At 37.2% G+C, this 26,406-nt stretch carries 19 protein-coding genes; 5 read left to right on the top strand and 14 right to left on the bottom strand.

What is annotated here, in order from left to right; translation table 11 throughout:
- Nucleotides 1–52: 52 nt before the first annotated feature.
- From AC2A1G_RS08960 to AC2A1G_RS08915, 10 genes are all read right to left on the bottom strand, one after another.
- A complete protein-coding gene (locus tag AC2A1G_RS08960) occupies nt 53–2,803 on the bottom strand; it encodes a T9SS type A sorting domain-containing protein (protein ID WP_484046579.1) in 2,751 nt (916 codons plus the stop codon).
- A gap of 87 nt (nt 2,804–2,890) precedes the next feature.
- Entirely contained in the window at nt 2,891–5,299 is a 2,409-nt protein-coding gene (locus AC2A1G_RS08955) for a glycosyl hydrolase 115 family protein (RefSeq protein WP_484046578.1), read from the bottom strand.
- Between the two features lie 131 nt (nt 5,300–5,430).
- Nucleotides 5,431–7,128 (bottom strand): glycoside hydrolase family 43 protein, encoded by a 1,698-nt coding sequence (locus AC2A1G_RS08950; RefSeq protein WP_484046577.1) that lies wholly within the window; start codon nt 7,126–7,128, stop codon nt 5,431–5,433.
- 184 nt (nt 7,129–7,312) lie between these two features.
- Nucleotides 7,313–8,128, bottom strand: a complete 816-nt coding sequence (locus AC2A1G_RS08945; RefSeq protein ID WP_484046576.1) for an SDR family oxidoreductase — start codon at nt 8,126–8,128, stop codon at nt 7,313–7,315.
- A gap of 10 nt (nt 8,129–8,138) precedes the next feature.
- Nucleotides 8,139–9,302, bottom strand: a complete 1,164-nt coding sequence (uxuA, locus tag AC2A1G_RS08940; protein WP_484046575.1) for a mannonate dehydratase — start codon at nt 9,300–9,302, stop codon at nt 8,139–8,141.
- A gap of 83 nt (nt 9,303–9,385) precedes the next feature.
- Nucleotides 9,386–11,347 (bottom strand): RagB/SusD family nutrient uptake outer membrane protein, encoded by a 1,962-nt coding sequence (locus AC2A1G_RS08935; RefSeq protein WP_484046574.1) that lies wholly within the window; start codon nt 11,345–11,347, stop codon nt 9,386–9,388.
- Between the two features lie 10 nt (nt 11,348–11,357).
- Nucleotides 11,358–14,216, bottom strand: coding sequence for a SusC/RagA family TonB-linked outer membrane protein (locus tag AC2A1G_RS08930; RefSeq protein ID WP_484046573.1), 2,859 nt, complete (start codon nt 14,214–14,216; stop codon nt 11,358–11,360).
- A gap of 83 nt (nt 14,217–14,299) precedes the next feature.
- The gene (xylA, locus tag AC2A1G_RS08925) at nt 14,300–15,628 is read right to left on the bottom strand and encodes a xylose isomerase (RefSeq protein ID WP_484046572.1); all 1,329 of its coding nucleotides are present in this window, start codon (nt 15,626–15,628) and stop codon (nt 14,300–14,302) included.
- 111 nt (nt 15,629–15,739) lie between these two features.
- A complete protein-coding gene (locus AC2A1G_RS08920; protein ID WP_484046571.1) occupies nt 15,740–17,224 on the bottom strand; it encodes a xylulokinase in 1,485 nt (494 codons plus the stop codon).
- A gap of 19 nt (nt 17,225–17,243) precedes the next feature.
- Complete coding sequence (locus AC2A1G_RS08915; protein WP_484046570.1) at nt 17,244–17,969, bottom strand: NUDIX hydrolase; 726 nt, start codon at nt 17,967–17,969, stop codon at nt 17,244–17,246.
- Nucleotides 17,970–18,594: 625 nt separating this feature from the next.
- Between AC2A1G_RS08915 and AC2A1G_RS08910 the strand changes: the two genes are divergently transcribed.
- From AC2A1G_RS08910 to mobC, 4 genes are all read left to right on the top strand, one after another.
- Nucleotides 18,595–19,572, top strand: a complete 978-nt coding sequence (locus tag AC2A1G_RS08910) for an aldo/keto reductase (protein WP_484046569.1) — start codon at nt 18,595–18,597, stop codon at nt 19,570–19,572.
- Nucleotides 19,573–19,593: 21 nt separating this feature from the next.
- Nucleotides 19,594–20,331: an SDR family oxidoreductase gene (locus AC2A1G_RS08905; protein ID WP_484046568.1), complete on the top strand. Its 738-nt coding sequence runs from the start codon at nt 19,594–19,596 to the stop codon at nt 20,329–20,331.
- Complete coding sequence (locus AC2A1G_RS08900) at nt 20,328–21,263, top strand: helix-turn-helix domain-containing protein (protein WP_484046567.1); 936 nt, start codon at nt 20,328–20,330, stop codon at nt 21,261–21,263. Before AC2A1G_RS08905 ends, AC2A1G_RS08900 begins: the two co-directional genes overlap by 4 nt.
- 143 nt (nt 21,264–21,406) lie before the next feature.
- A complete protein-coding gene (mobC, locus tag AC2A1G_RS08895; RefSeq protein WP_484046566.1) occupies nt 21,407–23,407 on the top strand; it encodes a conjugal transfer protein MobC in 2,001 nt (666 codons plus the stop codon).
- 68 nt (nt 23,408–23,475) lie between these two features.
- Here mobC and AC2A1G_RS08890 read toward each other — a convergent pair whose 3' ends face one another.
- From AC2A1G_RS08890 to AC2A1G_RS08875, 4 genes are all read right to left on the bottom strand, one after another.
- Nucleotides 23,476–23,655, bottom strand: a complete 180-nt coding sequence (locus AC2A1G_RS08890; RefSeq protein ID WP_484046565.1) for a hypothetical protein — start codon at nt 23,653–23,655, stop codon at nt 23,476–23,478.
- A gap of 63 nt (nt 23,656–23,718) precedes the next feature.
- Nucleotides 23,719–24,426: a hypothetical protein gene (locus AC2A1G_RS08885; protein WP_484046564.1), complete on the bottom strand. Its 708-nt coding sequence runs from the start codon at nt 24,424–24,426 to the stop codon at nt 23,719–23,721.
- 204 nt (nt 24,427–24,630) lie between these two features.
- Nucleotides 24,631–24,831, bottom strand: coding sequence for a transposase (locus tag AC2A1G_RS08880; protein ID WP_484046563.1), 201 nt, complete (start codon nt 24,829–24,831; stop codon nt 24,631–24,633).
- A gap of 115 nt (nt 24,832–24,946) precedes the next feature.
- Nucleotides 24,947–25,330: a hypothetical protein gene (locus tag AC2A1G_RS08875; protein ID WP_484046562.1), complete on the bottom strand. Its 384-nt coding sequence runs from the start codon at nt 25,328–25,330 to the stop codon at nt 24,947–24,949.
- 198 nt (nt 25,331–25,528) lie between these two features.
- On the opposite strand from AC2A1G_RS08875, the gene AC2A1G_RS08870 reads away from it, so the two are divergent.
- Nucleotides 25,529–26,404, top strand: coding sequence for a hypothetical protein (locus tag AC2A1G_RS08870; RefSeq protein WP_484046561.1), 876 nt, complete (start codon nt 25,529–25,531; stop codon nt 26,402–26,404).
- The last annotated feature ends 2 nt before the right edge of the window (nt 26,405–26,406 follow it).

Below are 26,406 nucleotides of genomic sequence, written 5' to 3'. Positions count from 1 at the left end.
GGAAAAATTGCAGAAGGTCATCAGCCTGGCTGATGACCCTAAAGCTGTTATTTTATAGTTGCTGCAGTTTTATAAATTTTCTTTTTATTTTCTTTCCGCTGTTTGATATCTCTATAAAATAGATCCCGGCCGGAAGCGCAGATAAATCAATTCTATTTTTACCTCTATTCAGTTTTACATTGTAAAAAATATTACTGCCTTTTGCATCAACAAGAGTATAGACTGAATTTTCATAATTCCACTCCACAAAAATTTCATTTTTGGCAGGGTTAGGATAAAGTGTGATTTCATCATTATTCATTAATGCTTCATTGTTTCCTAGAGTTGCAAAGTTAAATGGAAGAACAGCTGCCGTGTAATTATTTTCTTCAGTTAAATATCCCTGGAAAGAACTGATCACCGGCTCATTTCCAGCCGTAATCCTGTAAAATCCCGTAATTCCATTTTCAGTTTTCAGAATGTATCCTCCGGCAGGTACTTTGATACTTTGATATACACCATTGATCTGGTTCACAGTAAGTGCTTTCGGAGTGGAAACAGCTCCTGAACCAGTAAAAGTTACCGTACCAGTTGCATTGACTAACACAGGTGTATTGGCAGGTATTGTACCACCTGAAATCTGTGAAGCTGAAACATTTGCTGAGTTTGGATTTAAGCTATAAACAGTAACGCCTGCCGGAATATTTGCCTGAAATGGCAACAAAACTATACCATAGCCATTGAAATTTCTGGTGTATGCTATTGAATTGGCACTGAAAGCAAATGGAACCTGAAAATCCTTTCCCTGATCTGAAAGTATTATATTTTCTGCAGCAGAACCGGAAATAACATTAGTGTTATTATTAGTAACATTTGCATTAACATAAAATAAGTTATTAAGATTTGCTGAACCGGATATCCAGCTGTCAGCCGATGTTATTCCGGAAACATTTTTGAAATCTATCGATGTGTAATATTCATTTTCCAGAGCATCAATAAGATTACTGTCTGTTACAGAATATGCAGCTGCAAATTTGGATGCATTTTCGCTTCCTACATTAAAATAAACATCTCCCAGGGTTAATGTTAATACTGAACTGAAGTTTCCGTTACGTAAACCTATTATACCCTTACAGCCGGTAGTCAGAACGGATCTGGAAATATCAAAAACCAAATTAAAACTTCCGGAACCTGGAGTAGGCAGGGTTATCGTGCCATAATTATATGATTTTACCACTCCAAGAGCATCAACATAATACAGCGTTGTATTCGCTGCGGTTTGTGATGACGTGGTGGTGTAACTCTTTACGTTGAGAATTAGTTTGTTATATCGGTCATCAAGATTCAGGTATCCATTGGAGGCTGTTGTGTTGGTACTGATTAACGGTGTTGAATTATAAAATGTAACGGTTTGATTACTTAATTGATAATTTGTTCCAAATGACGTGTTTGTAGGAATCTGATTATCAATTTTATTATAATGGATATCTCCACCAGTCATCAGAGAAACTGGTCTGTCCGCACTTTTGTTAAATGTAAAAGTCATAACACTTGACGGACTTATTTGTACGGTAGGTCTGAAAGTCGCTGAATTATACACAACCGGTGTAGTTGATGAATTCACAGTTTGCGATGTCAGAATCTGCGTAGCTGACGTTGTATAGAATGGCAGGTCGACTTTCAGATTATAGGAATTAGCTGATGAATTGATCACTACAAGAGTAACCTGGTTACCATTCAAGGAAATATATGATGACCCCTCCAACGTATTATTTGCCACTTCCCACTGTGTGTCGATTCTTGTTTTCCCTGTAGTATTTTTTGCGTATTGAGAAAGAATATATCCTCTTTTAGTCATCTCTCCGTTGACAGTACCGTAGGTTCCATCCCCCAAAAGACCATAAAATCTTTTGGCAGAATAGTGGATCCAGGCATTAACATTGCCCAGCATCGCATTATTAATGCTTTTGGCAAAGGTAAAAGCGTCAGTGTTCCAGATGAAATTTCTTGGAGTCTGAGTTGTTGGTGAGTTCCAATTGATCAGATATTCTGTCTGCCAGATTTCTTTATTAAAATTTTGAAACTGTTTATATGAGGTTTGTATTGCGCCGTATTGATGAGCTCCATAAACCTCAAAGTTGGCCATTACAGCCGGATCTAGAAATGCGTTAGCAAAATTATTGGTAAGACCTACACTTTCAGGAGCAATCACATTACAATTGATCAGGTGGCCATAATCTTTTACAAAAGTAGCAATTTGTGCAGGTGTCCAGATACAGCCCTGATATTGAGCCATTTCGTCAGGCTCATTTTGTATGGATATATAATCCAAGGTAACCCCATTGTTTTGCATGTATGTAACAAAGCTATTCAGATATAATGCGTAATCCTGATAATGTTCCGGCTTAAGATAACCTATCTGCTGAACACCATTTCCATCCACATACACAGCATTAACATGGTTGTTTGTTTTCCAGGCAGCAGGCATAGTCCAAGGTGTTGCAAAAATCGTAAGCCCCATCGATTCAGCCAACTGTGCTGTTGCTAAAACATTTCCCCAATTACTACTCTGATCCGGAATATAAAGACGCATAATGTTATATCCGCCTTCACTGCTTGTTCCCCATAAATTTTGAATCTCTGAAGTACTCATATGGTTGTATGCAAATTGTGGACTGCATACAAAACCTCCGAATCCTGTGACTTTTTGATATGTGATATTCTTATTGATCTTAACCTTGGCACTAAGTGCTTGTGCACTCAGATGCGTAGAGAGTGCGATACCTGTCACAAAGACAAGTATCAACCTGAATATTTTTTCCATAATATTACGTTTAAATGATGTTAGAAATAACTTGTATGAATAGTACTTGTATATAAAATAATTCAATTTTCACCTAAGAAATAAAAACTAGTGGCTACTCTGAGGAGCCCCAAGATAGCTTGGTTTCAAGCCTCCTGTATCAATCAGTATTTTTTCCAGAACAATTCCGGGTTCCAGGATACGGAATTTCATCGTGTGCTTTCCTGGATTCAAAACGGTATGTTTTGTTTTCGATTTGATAATATGTTCTGACTGCCACTGACCCAATTCCCCTTTATAATGTCCGTTGAAATTGACAATCTGTGGTTCTTCTCCGTCAAAAGAAATTTTATATCGAAGTCCTTTATTAGAATTAAAATTCAAGGTCGGTGCTAACAAAAGCTGAACTTCAAAAGTTCCTGTAGAAGTAAAATCGATATCATATTCCAAAGAGATATTTTCATTTTCCTTGGGAGAGATATTTTGTGGAAATGTGGTCACTCCCGACAGTGTTTTTCCAAAATCCGGAATCACCTTCCACTCTATTTTATCAGAATTATTTTTGCGTGAGAAATTCTCTGCTTCAATGGAAACGTAACCATCTTTTTCTCTAAATATTTTAGTGTTTAATGTGGTATTTTCAGCGATATATTTGACTTCCGGCATTATATTTTTATCCGGTTGCTGCCAGCTGGTATATCCTATATGAGTCTGATCCATCATATGTTTCCATTTTCCTCCTGATATTTCACTATTGTATTTGGTGGATAAAATTTGATCATACTCAAAATGCTTTTTTACAAGGTCAGCGTAGCGGTTTGCTTCAGGATTATTTTCTGCCGCTAGTTTTTGATTCAGAGCAACTGCATAATACATTTCATACAAATTACTCATTGCATCAACAGGATACAGAACCAACTGGAAGTAAGTGTCTCTAGATTCTGTCGGGATCTCATTATAAAGCCTGTTCGCATCCAGAGATAATTTTCTGTAGTCATTTACAACAGTTTCAAATTCATTATAATTTTCCAAACTGTAAGTTCTGCTGTTCAATGTTTCTGCGGTGACCCGGCGGTTGTACTTTGCATACAGGTTTATCATCCTTGCAATGTCTTTAGAATATTTTGTTCCAAACTGTTGTGATGCCCAATTCTCTGTATATTCCAGAAGATTATCTGCGTTGAACTGCTTTGGATTCCAAGCCATATCCATAAAGAAACTGATTGGAAATTCCATCGGCTTTAGATCACCTACATTCACGATCCATATCTTATCAACCTTATGCTCATAGGTCAGATTCATCTGTTCCCAAACCCGTTGGATCGGACTGATGTTGATCCACTTTGAATTTCTCGGTCCACCGACATAATCAAAATGATAATACATCCCATAACCGCCTTTGTGGAGAGGTTTTGACAGATCTGGAAGCTTTCTCACATTGCCCCAGTTGTCATCACAAAATAAAAGGGTCACATCATCCGGAACGCGCATTCCTTTGTCGTAATATTCCTGAACCTCTTTGTACAAAGCCCAAACTTGTGGCGTTTTATTCGCATTTTTACCAGTCACTTTTCCAATAATACCTCTTTGATTCTTAACGATATTTTCAAGAAGTGAAATATTTGTTCCCTCGCCCATTGCCTCGTCGCCATCGCCACGCATTCCCACCGTAACTAGCTTTTCCCAATTTTTTGAACGTTCTATTCCGGTCTTCCAGAATTCATCCAAAACTTTTTGATTTTTAGAATAATCCCACACGTTCGGTAGATTATTTTTTTTGATGTACCGCCTCCAATCCTGCTGTGCCAGAGCCATAGGCTCGTGATGTGACGTTCCCATTACGATTCCCATCTCATTGGCCAAAACACCATTTTGAGGATCGTCATCATAAAAAGCGCTGCCCCACATCGCTGGCCATACATAATTACCTTTCAGTCTGAGAATAAGCTCAAAAACCTTCTCATAAAACTTGGAATTGAAACCTCCGAATCTAGCTCTTGCCCAACCCCCTAAAGAAGGCTCTTCGTCATTCAGAAAAATCCCACGGTATTCTACAGCCGGTTCTCCGTCTGTGTAAATGCCTTTTTTAAAATATAAATTTTCTTTTTTCATTACCGGAACATCTGCCCAATATTCCCAGGGAGAAATCCCGATCTGTTTAGAAAATTCGTAGATGCCATAGATGGTTCCACGTTTGTCGCTGCCTGCAATTACAATCACTTCTGAAATTCCATTAAAATCTTTAATATTCTGAATGATAAATTTTTCTTTTTTGCCTTTCAGATCTTTTTCATTCAGCTTTTTCTGTTTAATTAAATCATCAATAATCGAATTCGTTCCGACAGTTCCGATGATGATCAAAGGTGATTGAGAAGCTGGAATCTGATTTAAAATATTCGGAGTTTCGCCCGTTACTTTTTTAAAATCTGCCTGAAGATTATTAACCGCCCGCAAAATTCCTTTATCAGCCGACTGATTTAGTAATAATGAAAGTTTAGTTGATCTATCTTTTATCACAATCGCATCAGTACTTTTTTCAGTCTTAACGAAGGGCTCTGTTGCCTTTACATTAATTCCAAAAAACGTCAGTAGAATTAACAATAAAAAAAACTTGATATGATTTATATTAATGGATTGAGTCATCTTTTTTACAATTTAATATCGTTATTAGAAGTAGCATATAGGCCTATCAAACTTCCTGTAAAACCGCCTGCAACATCGGTTGAAAGAATATCTCCAGACACTTTTCCGCCAAGGTTTACAAAGTTTTTTCCGTCCAGCGAGTAATTGAACTGATAATCGTCGCCTTGGGCAACAACTTGTAGTTGTATGTTTTTAGAAAGTGAAATCTTCTCACTTTTAATTAATGTTGATGTACCTTTCTCCGTGCGCTCTAACACGATGTAGAAGTCTTTGTCTTTTTTAGTAATTCCAAAAACGTAATTGGAGTTCTCGCTTTGATAGCAAGTGATTCCAGCTAATTCTTTTTCTGATTTTGGTTTAAAATCTAAAGAAACAGTAGTCTCAAAAGAGGCGTGCTGTTGCCTGTGGAATAATACAGAAGCAGGTGCCTTTGCCTTAATATTGGTTGCCTTAGGATTAATCTTGATGCCATTTTTGGTAGCAGCAATGAAATTTTCACGAGGTCCACGCATCGAAATCCATCGATAATCGAGTGGAGATTTTTTTAGATCATCTTTGAACGTGAAATTTCCATTCGGGAAAAATCCATTGTGACCCATTTCATTTTTGACTCCGGTCGGCAGTTTCGATTTTGGTTTGATTGGCACCAATCCGTTTTGGATAACAGGATAGGTTCCGCTCCAGTCTACGGGAAGCATAAAAGTTTCACGACCTGTATTCACCCTGCTTTTTTCATTCGGACGAACGCCTAAAAAAACACCATAGTATTTTCCGTCTGGTGTTTCCACAAGATCGGCGTGCCCGGTCCAATCCACTTTGTCTTTCCTGTCTTTTGATAAATATCTTTGCGTCAGAATCGGGTTATTTCCTGCCGGAACAAACGGTCCTTTCGGAGAATCAGACATAAAGATAACTTCGCTATGATTGCCACCAGTTCCGCCTTCGGCGCACATCAGAAAATATTTCCCGTTCTTTTTGTACAAATGTGGTCCCTCGATCCAAATAGGTTTTTGGCTAATGTCAACACCTCCATTTACAATGATTTTATCTGAACCCGCTACGACCTGATCCCTGCTGAGGTCATATTCCCAGATCTTAATAACACGGTGACCATTATAAAGTTCAGTTCCAGGTGGCGGGCCATCGTTATGAACAATATATGCTTTCCCATCATCATCAAAAAATATGGAAGGATCAATACCTCCAAAATTCAGTTTTTGGATCTCGCTCCATCCTTTTGCAGGATCTTTGGTTTTCACGACCATATTTCCGATACCACTTGCAATCTGCGTGGTGATCATATAGAAAGTATCATTGTATTTATTGTATTTGATATCAGGCGCATAGATTCCTTCTGAAAATCCTGCCTTATCAACTTTCAGTTGCGAAGGTCTGTCGAGAACGTGACCAATCTGCTTCCAATTCACCAAGTCTGTCGAATGAAATATTGGAACACCAGGAAACATTGAAAATGAAGAATTGACCAAATAATAATCATTCCCTTTTCTGGTAATGCTCGGATCCGGATAACAGCCTTGAAGAATTGGAGAATAAAACTCGTCATCTTTCAGAGGATTGTCTGTGTAAATCTTATCATTCCCTTTATATTGAAAATCAGAAAAAATCTGTGCAGGCAATTGAGAAATTGTCAGTACTGCAGCTACAATCAGTATGTTTCTATTTATTTTAAAATTGAGATTCATTGGATTCTGTTTCGTTATTTTATTTTTAGATAGACTGAGGATGACCAAAATTTTTAATTAAAATTAAATCATCAAAGAGAAATTGATAAGTCCGATGAGAAAAGAAAATTTAAAAACAAGACCTTAAATAGCCACAACTGATGAAAGGCCTTGCAAACTATATAAAATTGGTTATTAGTTTCTTTTAGACACCACTAAATGCACTGAAACCGCCATCCACAGGAATTAAAGCACCTGTAATAAAGCTTGCAGCGTCTGAACAGAGAAACTGAACCGTTCCATTAAGTTCATCCACTTCGCCAAATCTTTGCATTGGTGTCTTGGCAATCACTTTTTTGCTTCGGTCTGTTAAAGATCCATCGGGATTAATTAGAATTGCACGGTTTTGATCGCCAATGAAAAAACCCGGAGCAACGGCATTGACACGTATTTTGTCTCCAAACTTCAGCGCCAAGTCTGTCGCCAGCCATTGGGTAAAATTGGTAATCGCAGACTTTGCAGCCGCATAACCTCCTACTCTGGTAATCGCCGAATAAGCTGCCATCGAAGAAATATTGATAATACTTCCACTTCCCTGATCCGCCATTGCTTTTCCGAAAACAAAACTTGGGTAAACTGTTCCGTTGATATTCAAATCTGTCACCTCATCCCATCCTGCCATATTCATATCGAAAAAAGACTGATCCTGAGAAAGCGTTGCTGATGGAATGTTCCCACCTGCGATGTTTAGTAAAATATCTATTCTACCATACTTTTCAAGGATTTTTTGAGAAGCTATTTCAAGACTTTCCAGGTTCATAATGTTGGCTTCAATGGCAAATGCATCACCTCCGGAATCTGTAAGTTCTTTGACGCGTGCGTCCAAAGTTTGCTGATTTCTGCCGATTGCAACTACTTTTGCGCCAGCTTCGATGAAACTTTTGGCAAGGCTTCCGCCGAGAACGCCTGAAGCTCCGGTGATGACTGCAACTTTATCTTTTATGCTGAATATTTCGTTCATTTTTTAAATTTTATTTATAATTGACAGCGGCCATTACGCCTTCTATTTGACCTAATGCCAGCATTCTTCCTAAAAATGAATAACCCGGATTATAACCCTTATCGATATCATCGGTTAAAAGTCTGCCGTGGTCGACACGCATTGGTAAGCTTGGATTTTCTTTTTCAAAGACACGAATAACTTCTATCAATTTTCCTCTTCCTTCCAGGTGATTTGCCTCGATAAAATCTCCATTTTCAAAAACATTGGTGCTTCTGAGATGTACAAACTTGGTTCTGGAAGCATACTTATGCGCTAACTTCGGAACGTCGTTTTGCAATCCTGCACTCAGAGAACCTGTGCAGAAAGTCAAGCCATTATGAGGATTATCAACGGCGTCCAGGAACCAGTCGATATCTTCTTCATTGGTAACAATTCTTGGCAAGCCTAATAGTGAAAATGGTGGATCATCCGGATGCACACACATTTGAATATTCCAATCTTCACAGACAGGCATTATTTTCCCAAGAAAATATTTCATATTCTGACGGAGCTGATCTTTATCAATGCCATCATACAATGCCAGTAAATTTTTGAAAATAGCCACCGGATTCTTGTCGTCTTCTGTGATGTTTCCATTCACAAAACCCTGTGTTTTGACGATAATTGAATCAATTAAATCATTCTTTTCCTCGTCGGTAATGGTCTGTTTTAATTCTTCAACTTTGGCTAATACCTCATCATTGTAATCTTTTTGCGCCCCTTGCCTTTCAAGAATATAAATTTCGAAATACGCAAATTTGGCTTTATCAAAGTAAAGAGATGAAGAACCATCTTCCCACTCAAAATAAAGATCAGTCCTTGCCCAATCGAGAACCGGCATAAAATTATAGCAGACCGTTGTAACACCAGCTTTTCCTAAGTTGGCCAAACTTTCAATGTAATTTTCAATCAATTGATCTCTGTTTTTGCCGCCATATTTAATAGCTTCACTCACAGGAAGGCTTTCTACGACAGACCATCTAAGTCCTGCTCTTTCAATAAATTCTTTGTACTCGGTGATAGCTTCTAATGGCCAAACATCACCATTTTTGATATCGTGAAGCGCCGAGACGATTCCTTCTACGCCAATCTGGCGGAGCATTTCTAATTTAATTTTGTCTTTTTTACCAAACCATCTCCAGGTTTTTTCCATTTTTTGGTCATTTTTAAAAAAGCAGGAACATTTCTGCACCTGCTCGGGTGTTAATATGAAGAAAATTAAACAAGTGTTTTGAATTAATTATATCCTGGGTTTTGGTATTTAGCCTTTACATCAGCAGAAACTTCCATTGCATCAAGCTGACCTCTAGGAATTGGTCTCAAATAATGATAAGCCTGAATGTTCCTTGTCGTAGTTACAGGAGTATGGTTATTGTAATTTATTCCACCTATAGAATATGTTGTAGATTTTTGAGTCCAGGTTTGGGTACGAACCAAGTCATACCATCTGTATCCCTCTCCAAAATATTCACGGGAACGCTCAGCCAAGATATAATCCAAATCAATTGTAGCTGGAGTAGCAGCAATCATAGCTGCACTGTTGTCCTGCACTTTCGGTGCATTTCCTTTTACACTCCAAACCCATTTACCCGCTCTTGCACGGATAACATTGATCAAATCTCTCGCTGACATTGACCCAGTTGCGCCTTTAACGGCAGCTTCAGCGGCAAGGAAATAGAACTCTGAGTATTTAATGGCAACAAATGGTCTTGTTAAACTTGGATTAGGATATCCAAGACCATTTCCGTTATCAGTACGGTAAGGCCCGGTTTTCCATATTCCTGGATATACAATTCTGTTGATTCCATTTGGTGCAATTACCCAGTCTGCTCTGCCAGGTAATACACCAGCTCCGATATTGTTTTGCCCAGCGCCAGTTGCTGCGTATGTAGGGATTTGGCTGTCATTATCAAGGAATGAGAATACTGCATCTCCGGGATTGATAGGTAAATTGTTTGCGTTGTAAAGTACTGAAACTGTAGTAAGACCTGTACCTTCCTTGTTCCAGTTTCCGCGGTATGTGGTGGCAAAAGTGCCATCATATCTGGAATCATTTGTTTTGTCAGCAAATGTATTTTTTATTACTTCAATGGTTGGAGCCATCCGTACCCAAGGACGGCCCAAATCCTGAACAGCAGCTCTTTGTACAGAACTTACACCAGTCCAGGTATTGCTGGTTCTGCTACTGCGTACATTGGTATAGTTCCAGGTAAACATCCAGGAAGCGAAGTTATTGGGAGACCATCCGTCACCATAGCTTGCCTGAATCACTCCTTCATTATAATATGCACTGCTTTCAGTATGATCTGCGTACAGCATACATTCTTTATTTCTGTCATTTGAACCGACATTAAGGTTATAATAAGTCGGCTGTAAGGCATAAGGTCCAGGATTCGCTATTCCTTCTAATGCGATGTCGTAAGCTTTCTGAAAATACCACTGTGCATTATGCCCGTCAGGATCCGTTCTAGAAGTTTCAGGATAGGTTGGGATGTTGTTAGGGTTCTGCAGCCACCATGCATATGTTAAGTACGCCTTAGAAAGTTGAAGCCTTGCAACATTTTTCGTAACTCCACCGGTAACTCTTGGATTGACAGGTAAATTATCAATCGCCTTGATAAGATCCGGAAAAATTGCCTTTGTATACACTTCTGAAACTGTATTTCTTACTGATGAAGTTTTTGGAGTAATATTAAAGGCCAATTCTCCTGATCCTAAATCTAACGGTACACCGCCATAAGTTTGTACTAAAAGAAAATAATAAAAAGATCTGAAAAATCTTGCCTCAGACACTAAAGATTCTGGTACTCCTGCGCCTGATGCGTTCTGAATGATGCCATTAGCGGTGTTAATCGGAGTAAAGGCAGATCCCCATACCATCCCTGTAGGAAATGTTGAACTATCGATATTTCCGTTGTTGGACATATCCATACTTTTGAAATTGGAATCTGCACTTTGTGCCCATGTGGCTTCATCAGTTCCCGTCATATTGGCATTAAGCCAATAACCGTTACCATATAGCATTCGTAATTGTCTGTAAAGCGAAGTTACCCCTTGTGTAACACCTCTTTCGGTAGTAAAATCTTCAGGGGTATAGATACCTCTGGGCTGTTCGTCTAATATTTCGTTACACCCTGTACTGAAGGTCAGGGATGCTAAAAGAAGAACTGGAATAAATTTTTTATTAAAATTTTTCATGATTAATTCTTTAGAAGGTTAAATTAAGTCCTATCATATAATTTCTTGTAGATGGGTTATTTGTTCCGATAACAAGCTGATTCCTTTTATAAGAGGTTACAGACTGATTTTCGTCTCCTCGTGAGTTCGGCTCAGGATCCATTCCGGAATGTCTGTAGTAAGGTGAACCGAAAACAAATGGATTCTGCACTGTGGTATATAATCGGAGACTGGTCACACCCAGATTTTCCAAAGCACTTTTAGGAAAATTGTATCCTAAGGATATGGTTCTTATTTTAACATAAGATCCGTCAAATAAGGCCAGTGTTGATGCGTATTTTGGATTGTCTCCACTCATCGCACCTCCTGGTTTCGGATATCTTACATCTGTATTTTCAGGGGTCCAGTAATCAACATCAACATTGTTACCTCTTCCTGATAATCTGTTCAGATAACCAGCTGAACCATATAATGTGCTGATCAGAACTCCTCCTTTCTGAAATGCTCCAACCACACTCAAATCAATATTTTTATAAGCTAACCTTGTATTGAAACCACCCATAAAATCAGGATTGGTATCGATAATCTGTCTGTCAGCCGGACCGATAGCTCTCGTCGGAGTTCCATCAGCATTATAACCGCCAGTATACAGAACTTTAATCATCCCTACATTACCGCCCGGTTCCAAAATATTTAAATAAGGATCACCTTGCTGCCATAAACCTACATACTGGTAATCATATAAAGCATTAATATTATGACCTACAAACCAAAGGTTATTCTCATTTCTGTCAGCTCCCGAAGCCAATTCAACAATTTTGTTTCTGTTCGCAAACAAATTTCCTCCGACTTCCCAGCTAAAACCTTCAGGATTGTCAAATATAATTCCGTTAAGAGAAATTTCCAGACCTTTATTCTGAGATTTTCCAACATTTTCTGTAACTGATCCCAATCCGCTGGACTGTGGCAGACCTTTACTTAATAAAAGTTGTTCAGTATTAGTTATATAATATTCTACTGTACCACTGATCCTTCTGTTCAGAATTGTAAAATCTACTCCGTAATTGAAGGTTTTTGAAAATTCCCACCCCAAAGATGCATTAGGAGCAGTGCTTACATAACTTCCGATAACATATTGGCTTCCAAAATTATAAGGTACTGTATTTAAACTGCCGAATGTTGTGTATGGGCTAACCGCCTGATTAGATGTTTGTCCATATCCTGCTCTCAATTTAAGCGCATTAATATATTTTGAATCTTTGAGAAAGTTTTCATTCCCAATATTCCATCCTGCTGAAACTGCCGGATAGGTATGCCACTGATGGCCTTTAGCCAGCACTGATGCACCATCGGTACGGATAGTCGCTGTCAGCATATAACGATTATTGTACTGATAAAGTACCCTACCCATAGCAGACATCAGGCCTCTTCTGTAGTACCCCTGGTTATCAGGGTTGATTGTAATCTCTCCCTGGGCATGTCCCAGATTAAAGTATTGGAACGCGTCTAAAGGAATATCACGAGCAGAGATGGATGAACTGTTAAATCTTGTCTGCTCTGCAGAATATAAGGCCGTTGCATTAATTTTGTGTTTTCCGAAAGTTCTGTCATATGTAAGCAAATTTTCCAAAACCCATTGAGTAGTTAAAGAATTCCCAATAGTGGCCGAAGAAAGAGTAGCTGGATTATAATTAAGAATGCCAGTTCCCCTGTATGCGCCGCTGTTGGAATTTCTGTAGGTAAGACCAACGTTAAGTCTGTACTTAAGCCCTTCAACTCCAGGTATTTTTAATTCTCCATATAAATTATTGTAAGAACTGAATGCATTTGTACGGTCCACATTTGCATCTCCAAGACTCTCAAGAATGCTTCTTGACTGTATAGCCACCTGATCAATGGCATATGTACCTCTCAATCTCGGGCTGCCATCTGCATTGTATTGACTGAGTAATGGTGAATAGGCTAAAGTTGGAGCACCACCCTGCCCGTTGAAATCGGTGATTGCAAAATTAGAATTTGTGGAAAAACCAACTTTAATGAATCTGCCCAATTCCTGATCAAGAGATCCCCTGAGAGAAAGTCTTCGGTATCCCTGCATAGGCACAACTCCGGTCTGTTGGAAGTAGGCTACACCAAAATTATAGTTTCCCTTCTCGCTACCACCTGTTACTCCCACGTCATGATTCATCATTACTCCTGTACCGTAGTATTGGTCTTGCCAATCTGTATTAACACTGTTTGATTCATCTGCAGAATTGGTAAACATATTCGCATCTGCTCTTAACTTAATGAATTTACTGGCATCCATCATAGGAAATTTAGAAAACAGTGTTTCAAAACCAGTGTAACCATTATATGAGAATCTTGCTTTTTGATTTTTCGCTCCTCTATTTGTGGTGATCAATATAACGCCATTCGCACCTCTGGAACCGTAGATTGCTGTTGCTGAAGCATCTTTCAGGATATCTAAACTTTTTATATCTGATGGGCTGATGTCACCGAGAGATCCAACAAAAGGAATTCCATCCAGTACAATCAGTGGATCATTGGATCCCGTAAGTGAACGCTCACCCCTGATACGGATCTGCTGAACAGCTCCCGGCTTCGTGGACGATCTTCCTATTTCTACACCTGGCAGACGCCCGGCCAATGCATCTGTAATATTAGCAGATGGCACTTCTTTTAAAGCATTTCCCGAAAGAGAAGATACAGATCCGGTAACGGACTCTTTTTTCTGTGTTCCATATCCTATTACGACGACCTCCTCAATCTTCTTTTCATTTGCTATTGTATCATTTTTTACCTGTGAGTACACCAAGCCTGAAGGCAAGAGAACCATTGCAAAAAATAATGCAGCTCTGTTACCACGGGCAGAATAAAATCGGTTCATAAGTTTTTGTTTATTTGAATTAGATTAAAAGAAAAGACTGTAAGGAAATATGTAATTTATGATTGCAGCCTTATCATTTTTTTTTAGATATACATATTCACGATAGATTCGAATAATTCCTGTTTTCCGCTTTTAGGCTGAGGTTCTCCTGTCTCATGGGCAATCTTCTGAAGATCTTCCAGAGTAAGACCTCCGTTTTCGAAAGCTTTACCATTTCCATTGTCGAATGATGAATAACGGTCTGTTCTTAATTTTTTGTAATCCGACTGTTCAAGAATATCTGCAGCAGCTAACAATCCTTTGGCAAAAACATCCATTCCTGAAATATGTGAGATAAATAGATCTTCCTGATCAATTGAATTTCTTCTGATCTTCGCATCAAAATTAACCCCTCCTTTACCTAAACCTCCTGCCGGAAGAAGTACTAACCATGCCTGAACCATCTCTAAGTAGTCGATCGGAAATTGATCCGTATCCCATCCGTTTTGATTATCTCCCCGGTTAGCATCAATGCTTCCCAGAAGCCCTGCATCCACTGCTACCTGAAGTTCATGTTCGAAAGTATGTCCTGCCAATGTCGCATGATTGACTTCAATATTTAATTTAAAATCTTTATCTAATCCATAATGTCTTAAGAATCCGATTACAGTTTCAGAATCATAGTCATACTGATGTTTGGTAGGTTCCATTGGTTTTGGTTCGATGAGGAACGTTCCTTCAAAACCTTGTTTGCGGGCATAATCACGAGACATCATCAGAAAACGGGCTAAATGATCTTTTTCACGTTTCATATCGGTATTCAGAAGGCTCATATATCCTTCTCTTCCACCCCAGAATACATAATTTTCACCACCTAGAGCAATCGTCGCGTCAATAGAGTTTTTGACCTGAGTACCTGCGCAAGCTACGACGTCAAAGTTTGGGTTGGTAGACGCACCGTTCATGTATCTTTGATGAGTGAAAACATTAGCTGTTCCCCATAAAAGTTTGATACCTGTTTCTTTCTGCTTTTCTTTGGCATATTCTACAACAGCCTGAAGGTTTTTCTCGTAATCCTTCCAGTTATTGGCAGGATCCACAAGATCCGTGTCATGAAAACAATAGTATTCGAAACCTATTTTAGACATAAATTCAAAACCTGCATCCATTTTATATTTTGCCCTTGAAACTACGTCAACTTCTTTGTTCCAAGGATGATGAATGGTTGCGCCCCCAAATGGGTCATTTCCGTCTGCACATAAGGTGTGCCACCATGCCATTGCAAAACGTGTCCACTCTTTCATGGGTTTTCCCATTACGATTCGCTCTGCATCATAATATCGGAATGCCAATGGATTTCTGCTTTCCCTACCTTCAAATTTTATTTCCGAAATACCTGGAAAAAACTGTTTAACTCCGTTTAATGTACTCATATATATTTAATTTTATTTGTTTTATATAGTTGATTTTTGTCGTAGAAGACCCCTTCTCACTGACTTTTTTAACATCAATAAGTATCATGAAATACTGTCTTTGTAAGGGGGTTATTTTATCTCGTTAAGATGCTCGTGCCATCTTGAATAGGCTTCTGAATATTGTTCCTTCTTATCTGTTTCCGGCTCTATTACTGCGATTTTCTCAAGGGATGCAAAAGCTTCCTTAGAATCTGCATAAAAACCAATTCCCATTCCTGCTGCCCTTGCAGCGCCCACTGCACCGTCCGTATCATACAGTTCAATCACCGCATTGCTTACACTTGAAAGTGATTGTCGAAAAATTGAGCTTAGGAACATATTGGTATTTCCTGCACGGATGACCTGAATATCCATGCCCATATTTCTCATAATGTTCATTCCATACTCATATGAAAAGACAATTCCTTCTTGTGCAGCCCGGAGGATGTCTCCTTTTGAATGTATATTGAAATTGATACCATGAATTGAACATCTTGTATCCTTGTTTTCCAAAACCCTTTCTGCACCATTTCCAAAAGGAATTATACTTAAACCTTTTGAGCCGACAGGTGATAATGATGCCATCTCGTTCATATCTCCGTATGAAGAAAGTGAAGTTGCAAAGTTGTGTTTCAGCCATGAATTTAAAATTCCAGTTCCGTTGATACATAGCAAGACTCCCAATCTTGTTAGCTCCTGAGTATGATTCACATGAGCAAATGTATTAACTCTTGATAACTGATCATATTCCAGTTTATCTAAAACACCATAAACAACACCTGAAGTTCCTGCCGTAGAAGCAATCTCACCAGGATTAAAAACATTCAGTGAAAGTGCATTGTTCGGCTGATCTCCAGCTCTATAAGAAATTGGTGTACCTTCTTTAAGTCCCAATTCTCTTGCCGCAGTAGCTGAGACCGCAGACTGGATACCTAAAGTAGGAATAATATCCGGGAAGAAATTTTTCGGAATTCCGTAATAATTAATCACATCTTCTGAGATACAGTTGTTCTTAAAATCCCAGAAAATTCCTTCAGATAACCCCTCAACGGTTATTCCAATTTCACCGGAAAGCTTCATGGCAATGTAATCTCCAGGCAGCATGATTTTATCAATTCTCTCAAAAATTTCAGGCTCATTTTCTTTTACCCACGCAAGCTTTGAAGCAGTAAAGTTGCCGGGTGAATTCAAAAGATGTGAAAGACATTTATCTTTCCCTATTTCTTCGAACGCCTTTTCACCGTAAGGCACGGCACGACTGTCACACCAGATAATGGATGGACGGAGAACATTCTGATCCTTATCCACCAAAATTAAACCGTGCATTTGCCAGGTAATTCCTATTGCTTTGATATCTTCAGGATTTATACCGGAAGAGTGCATTACAGACTCGTGTGCGAGCTTCAGATTAAGCCACCAATCAGAAGGGTTTTGCTCTGCCCATCCTGGATATATTGCGGTTATTTTCATCTCTTTTTTTGGGGAGAAATCTGAGGCAACTATCTTTCCACTGGATGCCTCAATGAGACAAACCTTTACAGAAGAACTACCAATATCGTATCCAATTAAGTACATAATGTTTGAAAAAGAAAGTTTATTTAATTAGTCTGGAATTGCTTTTTTTATATATCTGTGCATCAAACCTGTAATATCTAGCGGCACGGTGAGAAACATTCATTTCAATTTCTTCCAGTGGAATAATATAGCTGAATGATGAAATCTTTTTATGAAAATTTTTGATATCAACATATTTTTCACTTATTGCACTATAAAGCTGATACAGCATTCTTATCGTAAATTTCTTAGGGAGAAGTTCAAATATAATTGAAAAGTCTGATTCTATCCATTTTCTGATTTCTACAAGAGATTCGCTGATTATTTTATTGTGGTCAAAAGGTAAATCGGGCACCTTGTCTACAGGATACCAGTCCACAGTTTCATACTTACTGCTATTAATTTTGCGGTCAATTTTACAGAGTGACAAATAGGCTACAGTAATTATTCTGTCTATATTGTGTTTATACTCAGAACCCATCCAGTTGATGTCATTCTGATTACTCGCACGCATTGGATCCGCAAAACATCTGAATTGTTTCTGTACCATTTTTTTAATACCTGTTAATTCCTGCAATACCCTATTAGCAGCATCATCAACACTTTCATTACTATAAATTAAACTACCCGGCAGTTTTCTCTGTCTCTCGATCCGAACATCAGTGGATGGTCTCTGTACCAATAAGATATTAAGTCTGTTTTCGTAGTCAAATCCAAAAACAACACAATCAACAGAAACATAAGTATGAATAAAGTCTGGGCTCATATCAGTGTTAACATTTACGTAACATGACAAATATAAAAATACAAACGAGAAAAAAAAATAAATTTTACATTGACTGCTGCATATCAGCATTTTACATATCTAATTTGTATGATAAGATAAGATCCATATGCATGATAAGGTTATCATTATTAAAATGATATATGATATTGAAAGTGTTAATTTAAAGATAGTTAAATGTTAATAAAAAACCAACTTCGGAAAATTATCTCAAATTTTAAAGTATGATAACAAACAGCTTGAAAATCTCTAAAATTTTTATAAAATAGATGCTAAATGTTAATAATTTCTTACAAAAACGGGAGAAAAATGACAATTATTTTCACCAAATAAGTGCACGAAAGATGGAATTTCTAATCTTTGACCTTATTATGTGACTAATAATTATATGATTTTTATCATACATTAAATTATATTAAGCAAACACTTTGAATATTGCCATAATTCAAGAGAGCGGCAATATCGCCTGTTATTTTCCATATACTGCTAAAAAATCGTTTGACAATTTAACTACTATATTTACCAACATGACTACCATTTACAGAATGACAATCATGAACTTTGCAATTGAAATAAAGTGAGTTTAGATACAATTTAAAAAAGAATTATGCAAAAAAGAAAATTAGGAAATAGCGGATTGGAAGTTTCCGCATTGGGATTTGGTTGTATGGGTTTAAACTTTTTAGACGGAAAAGGTCTTGATAAAAAAGATGCTATAACACTACTGCACAACGCAGTTGAAAGAGGTGTTAAATTCTTTGACACTGCAGAAGCCTACGGACCTTACACCAATGAAGAATTGGTTGGCGAGGGATTACAGCCCTTTAGAAAAGATGTAGTCATCGCTACCAAGTTTGGCTGTAAAGATGCAAGTCCAGCAATAGGTCTGGATAGCAGACCCGAAACAATAAGAGCGGTAACTGAAGCATCTCTAAAAAGATTAAAAACAGATTACATTGATCTGCTTTATCAGCACAGAGTTGACCCCAATGTTCCGATAGAAGATGTTGCAGGAACTGTAAAAGACCTGATACAGGAGGGCAAGGTAAAATATTTCGGTCTATCGGAAGCAAGTGCTGCAACGATTCGAAAAGCACATTCAGTTCAACCGGTTTCAGCATTACAAAGTGAATACTCTCTGTTTTGGAGAGAGCCGGAAAATGAAATCATATCAACCTTAGAAGAATTAGGAATTGGTTTCGTTCCGTTCAGCCCTTTGGGTAAAGGCTTCCTAACTGGTATCATCAACAAAAAATTGGAGGATATCGACCGCAGAAATGTGATTCCCCGTTTCAGCGAAGAAAATATAAAGGCCAATCTGGTTTTAGTGGAAGCGCTTTCTGAGATCGCTCAACAAAAAAACATTACAACCGGACAATTGGCATTGGCCTGGCTCTTAGCTCAAAAGCCTTGGATAGTTCCGATTCCCGGGACTACAAAATTGCATCGTTTAGAGGAAAACATTGGCAGTACCAATATTGTTTTAACAACCGATGAACTGGCAAAAATTGATTCAACAGTCAATGGGATTACATTGGTGGGCGACCGTTATCCTGAATTTTTAGAAAAACAGATAGACAGATAGACAGATAAAAAAAATATAGCAATGCAAAATATCAAAGGAAAAGTTGTCGCCATTACAGGTGCAAGCAGCGGAATGGGTAAAGCCACCGCTCTAGAATTAGCAAAAGGAGGTGCTAAGGTTGTTCTGGGTGCAAGACGTACAGAACAATTGCATCAAATTGTTGAAGAAATTAAAAGCAAAGGTGGTGAAGCCACCTTTGTTAAAATCGATGTGAAGAATAAAACTGATTTACTTCGTTTGGTTAATACAGCAGTTGAGCAATACGGAAAATTAGATGTCATCATCAACAATGCAGGCATAAGCCAGTTAAGTCACATTGACGAATTGGATATTGAAGGTTGGGAAGAAATGATTGACATTAATCTCAAAGGTGTTTTATATGGGATGGCGGCCGCAATTCCTGTTTTCAAACTACAACAATTTGGACATATCATCAATATCATCTCCACTTCAGGAATAAAGATTGTTCCAATTCAGGGCGTTTATGCGGGAACTAAAAATGCCGTTCGCACGATTGCAGAAGCGTTTCGTCAGGAGTCTGACGGAAACATTCGTATTACTGGGATTTCGCCCGGATTTGTGAAAACAGATTTTGCGGACAACATCAGAAACGAAGAGATGAAAACAGCGATCCAAAAGGGAATGGAAAATATGGCCATAGATCCCATTGCCATAGCTAATGCTGTAATTTACGCAGTAAGCCAGCCAGACGATGTTGAAATTGGCGACATTGTAATTCGTCCGTCAAAACAAAATTGATTAAATTAGTAAACGAAATGCAGCAACAATCCAATATCAATCAGATTAAAAGTATATCACAATTAGTTCGTGTACTGGGATTTCCTGCGCCATTGCATCCGTTGATTGCTTTGGTTGACTACAATAATGTTTCAATAGATATGTTCCCGAAAGGGCAAAGAGTAAGTCTTGATTTCTATAAGATTTCCTTTAAGCCTACATTTACAGGACAGATAAAATACGGACAAGGCTATTACGATTTTGAAGAAGGCGGATTGGCATTTCTGAAGCCGAAACAAATTGTTTTTCCACCCGAAGAAATAGAAAGCTATGAAGGAATTGCTTTGTATTTTCATCCGGACTTTATCCGAAATTACACATTAGGAAAAACAGTCAGTCAATACGGATTTTTCTCTTATGATGTTTCTGAAGCTTTATTTTTATCAGCAAAGGAAAAAGAAATTATCGCCAATTTATTTGCTTCAATAGCCAATGAATTAGCTAACAATATTGACGGTTTCAGCCAGGATGTTCTGGTATCGCAGATAGAATTGCTGTTGAATTACAGTAATCGTTTTTACAATAGGCAATTTTTGACGAGGAAAGCTGTCAGTCACGACATCATCACTTCTTTGGACAAATTGTTGGACAACTATTTTGAAGAGGGAAATAATCCAAGGGAGGGATTACCATCTGTGAAATACATCAGCACGGAATTAAAATTGTCACAACGTTATCTGAGTGATATGTTGAGTTCATTGACAGGACTCAACACACAGCAATATATTCAGAACGCCATCATAGAAAAAGCCAAAGAAAAATTAACAACGACCAATTTATCTGTTTCGGAAATTGCTTATGAACTGGGATTTGAGCATTCGCAATCGTTCAGTAAGCTTTTCAAATCAAAAACCAATGTTTCGCCTTTGGAGTTCCGGCAGTCTTTTAATTAAAAATATAGAAATTCACACTATTAAGTAAATTCGCAATTAAAAGTACATTTAGATGAAAATAGAAGCCATCTGAAGACAACTTAAAAATTCCTCATTTTACAAAATTACCTTCGAACGTTCATAATAATTAGAAAATAGATATTATGCAGGGAGAAGATGATTTGAGAGGTTTAGCCAAAATTATGGCATTCATGAGAGCAGTAAGCATCCTACTAATCTTAATGCATTTTTATTGGTTTTGTTATGCCTTTTTTTTAAAGCATGGATGGGTTTTAGAGATCATTAATAAGATATTATCGAATTTTCAGAAAACAGCAGGATTGTTTTCTCATCCGTTATACACTAAAGTCTTTGCAGTAGTCCTTCTGGCATTAAGTTGCTGGGGAACGAAAGGTGTCAAAAACGAAAAAATCACCTGGAAAAAGATAAATGCTACTTTAGTTATTGGGATACTACTTTTCTTTTTTAACGGGTTATTTCTTAATTCTCTTTTTAAATATTCTATATTTTGCTACATATTAAGTACATGCTGTGGGTATATCAGCTTAATGATGTCAGGGGTTTGGATTAGCCGCCTTTTAAGAACTAATCTGATGGAAGATGTTTTTAATAATGAAAATGAGAGTTTTCAGCAGGAGACAAAGTTGATGCAAAATGAATATTCAGTAAACCTTCCTTCAAAATTTTATTATAAAGGTCAATGGAATAACGGGTGGATTAATGTTGTAAATCCTTTTCGCGCAACTATTGTCTTAGGTACACCAGGCTCAGGTAAATCGTACGCAATCATAAATAATTACATTAAACAGCACGTAGAAAAAGGCTTCTCAATGTATATCTATGACTTTAAATTTGATGACCTTTCTACAATTGCTTACAATCACTTACTTAAGCATACAGACAAGTACAAAGTAAAACCAAAATTTTATGTTATTAATTTCGATGACCCCAGCAAAAGTCATCGTTGTAACCCTCTGAATCCTGATTTCATGACAGATATTTCTGATGCTTATGAAGCTGCTTATACGATCATGCTGAATCTTAACAGAAGTTGGATTCAGAAGCAAGGTGATTTTTTCGTTGAGAGTCCTATCATACTATTGGCTGCTATTATTTGGTTTTTAAATATTTATGAAAATGGAAAATATTGTACATTTCCTCATGCTATTGAGCTGTTGAACAAAAAATACGCTGATGTATTTACCATACTAACGACCTATCCTGATTTAGAAAATTATCTTTCACCCTTTATGGATGCGTGGCAAGGTGGTGCACAGGATCAGCTTCAGGGACAGATTGCTTCCGCAAAAATTCCTTTATCAAGAATGATTTCTCCACAACTGTATTGGGTAATGACAGGCGATGATTTTACATTAGATATTAATAATCCTGAAGAACCCAAAATACTTTGTGTGGGAAATAATCCGGATCGACAAAATATTTATTCCGCTGCGTTAGGTCTGTATAATTCCAGAATTGTGAAACTCATTAATAAGAAAGGACAGCTAAAAAGTTCGGTTATTATTGATGAGTTACCCACCATCTATTTCAGGGGATTAGATAATCTTATTGCTACAGCCAGAAGTAATAAGGTCGCTGTTTGTTTAGGATTTCAGGATTACTCTCAGCTTATTCGTGATTACGGAGATAAAGAAAGTAAAGTTATTCAAAATACGGTAGGAAATATTTTCAGTGGACAGGTTGTGGGAGAAACCGCTAAAAATCTTTCAGAAAGATTTGGGAAAGTACTTCAAAAACGACAAAGCTTAAGTATAAATAGAAATGATACCACCACCTCTATCTCAACACAGTTAGATAGTTTAATACCGGCTTCCAAAATTTCTACTCTAACACAAGGAATGTTTGTTGGAGCTGTTTCAGACAATTTCGATGAACGCATTGAACAAAAAATTTTCCACTCAGAAATTGTTGTTGACAATGAAAAAGTAGCTTCAGAAACAAAATCATATCAGAAAATCCCACAGATAGTGAATTTTAAAAATGAGTTTGGAGAAAATACTATGAAGGAAGAAATTCATGCAAATTACCAGAAAATCAAAACAGACATTTTATCTATTGTGGAAAATGAAATGGAGCGAATTCAAAATGATCCTCGACTAAAGCATCTTATACAAAAAGACTAGAAAATAAAGTGTTGAAAAAAGAATCGTTTTTTGAGATTTTCAGTTTTTCATTAAAGTTAGAGATATCTTTATTCAAACATATTGTTAAGCCTATCTAAAAAACTACTATTTTTACTTTCTGAATTTGCTTTAATAACATTCTCACTTTTTGCCAAACCATCTTGCGCAGCACTTTCATCTAAAAAATTCTTATCATACCAATGGCTTAGTTTGCCAAGGATAAAGCGACTCGGCAAGTTTTTTAGCATCAAATTCAACTTCGTCAATATTGTCAGGACTATATGTAATTGTTGCCAATGGTGGATATATTCCTAATTTTTATAAGCTAATAACTTATGATGCCCATCCAAAATAAAATTCGACGAATAGTAATCTTTCACGTCAAAATAAGCATTAAATATTATTGCAAATGGTCTTGCTCCATTTTTAATTATATTTTCAAAATATGTAACTCTGTTTCCGTCAATATCTTGTTGTGGTTGCGTAGCATATAAAGATTCAAAACCTTTATATATGCCACTTGTTGAATAGTCTAATAAACTAGAAGCATAAAACTCTTTTGATAATTTGACCTCTTTCAAAAATTGTTTATGATTTTTAATTACGTTGTTTGCATTTCTAATATCCGTTATTTCACTTGGAAATACAACCTCCAAATCTTCGTATATTGACTTTTCAAAATTGTCAATTGACGATTTGTACTCAAAAAATTCTTTTTCTTTGTTATTATAAAATTGTAAGATGTAATTTCCATTCCTAAATATTGGAAACAAAGGTTGTAAAACTTTACACAAGCACTGAATGTTATTTGTAAAATCTCGATTTAAATCTTCATTGATTTTCTCTCTAACCGTATTCCGATACTCTTCATTATAAGGTAAAACGCTAAAATACTTTCCAAAAGAACCTTGGCAATCGTTCCAGACTACAGTTAGTGGATAGTTAAATCTAATGTAGCTACCAATATCACTCATTCCGATAGAGCATATATCATTTCCATTTTCAATAGTAAATTTCATAAAAATTTTTTTGAATACTTGCTAATTTTCAAATTTACTCTATTACGTCAAAATGATCAGTGAAATCAAATACAGTGATTCCTGTCACAAATTAAATTTTTTTTAATCGTTTTTTGAGATTTTTCAATCAATTTCAGCTGTCTACGGATAAGCGGAACTTGAGTATTTTATATCAAAAACTAATACTTTTTATTGTCATATTTATCAAGAATACATTATTTCGAGCATCATCACGGGATGATAATTGGGATTTCTTCCTTTGCTGCACATTTTAAGTATCGGGTCAATATTCATTTTATCTAAAACACTATTCAACACTCGGACAAGATGATTCTCAGGAATCAAATCTTCAAAACTATAGGGAAATAGCACTTGCTGATTTTGATTACAATGCTTAAAATTCATAAACAAATATCTGATTATCACAAATGAATATACAAAATTCTCTAGTGATATCAAAAAATCTGCCTCGGTTGTGAGACGGATTCTTTTGCGGAGAGTGAGGCTTTAAAATTTTATTTTATTTTTTTAAAACCTCCAAAATATCCTTGACATTCTGCCAAATCGGAAAACCCTGATTCCATGGCGATGCATGATCTCCATTACATCTTTTCCCCTCAATTGTCTGAAGTCCAGATACATTTGATAAATTTTTTTTTAAAATTTCTAGTTGATTAGAGGGCACAAGCTGATCTTCAGAGCTACTATCAATCATAATAAGTGCAGGTGCCTTATTCTCTAATAAACGTGTTTTAATACTGTCAACATCAAAGCGGCTTGGACTTATTGCCGCCCATCTTTTTTCGTCTGTTCCATATGCGTTATTTAGAATTCCTCTGTAATCTTTGCTAAGGTGATCGTGGGATACACCTAAACCATATACCAATTCTGGAAGGTCATACAAACCGTTAAGACCGAGTAGTGCTGCCGGAATAGGTGCATAAGATATATGACTAAGACCGTAGTATGATGGCGGCTGAAGAATAGCTTGAAAGGCAATACATGCACCGCAGCTGTGACCGCTGAGGATGTACGAATGGTTATTAATTCCAAATGAACGTAGTTTAATTAATCCATGAAGTAAATCACTTATGTGCTGGGGATGAATAGCTTCACGCGAAATATCAGAGTGGTTAAAGGCGTTGAATTCAGCATAGGTTCGGATTGGTTGAATAAAGAAGAATTTCGCATAGGTTCTACCCTGGTTGTAGGCTTTAACAAAACAACGGTCAGAAAAATAACAAGAGCACAATCCAATGCGTCGGTATATGTGAGTTCACCGATAGACTTCTTTCTGGAAAATGAGACCTACAATAGTTTGTACGCTTATCAATATGGAGGAACTATCAACGGATATCCTTATGTTTTAGATGAAAATGGAAATCCATCCATTACTTTTGACGCCAATGGAAATCCAGTTTCAACTGCGATAAAAACAGTAACAAATTCTGCTGCCTTGGTCAATATGGGAAGTTTAACACCAACTTACACCGGTTCGCTGTCACAAAGATTTTCATATAAAGGATTCGATTTGAATTTCCTGTTTGTGTTCTCAGGAGGGAATGTGATGCGCAAGGAAACTCTTGATATGAGTTCAGATGCAGTCAATCTTTCGGGTATTGCTGGTCGTTATACAGATGTCAACCAAAATGGCAATGTACGATTGTTTGTAGATTTTGACGAAAGTGTTAGAAATTATGCAGGAACAATCAGCAGTCAATGGCGAAATTCAACTGCCAATGTGGTAGACGGCGATTACATCAAGCTTAGAAATATTTCATTAAGTTATAATCTGCCCAAATCTTTTACTGATGAAAGTAAAGTGGTGTCGGCTAAATTTACACTACAGGTCAACAATCTTTGGTACTGGAGTGCCGCAGGAAATCGTATTGATCCTGAGGTTTATTCTGTTAATTCAGGCACGCGAAATTTGCCGTTGCCAAAAACATTTCTATTCGGTTTTAATCTTACACTTTAAAA

Source organism: Chryseobacterium sp. HNCC26DJ240 (genome assembly GCF_057180485.1).
This window is presented reverse-complemented; position numbering and strand designations above follow the sequence as displayed.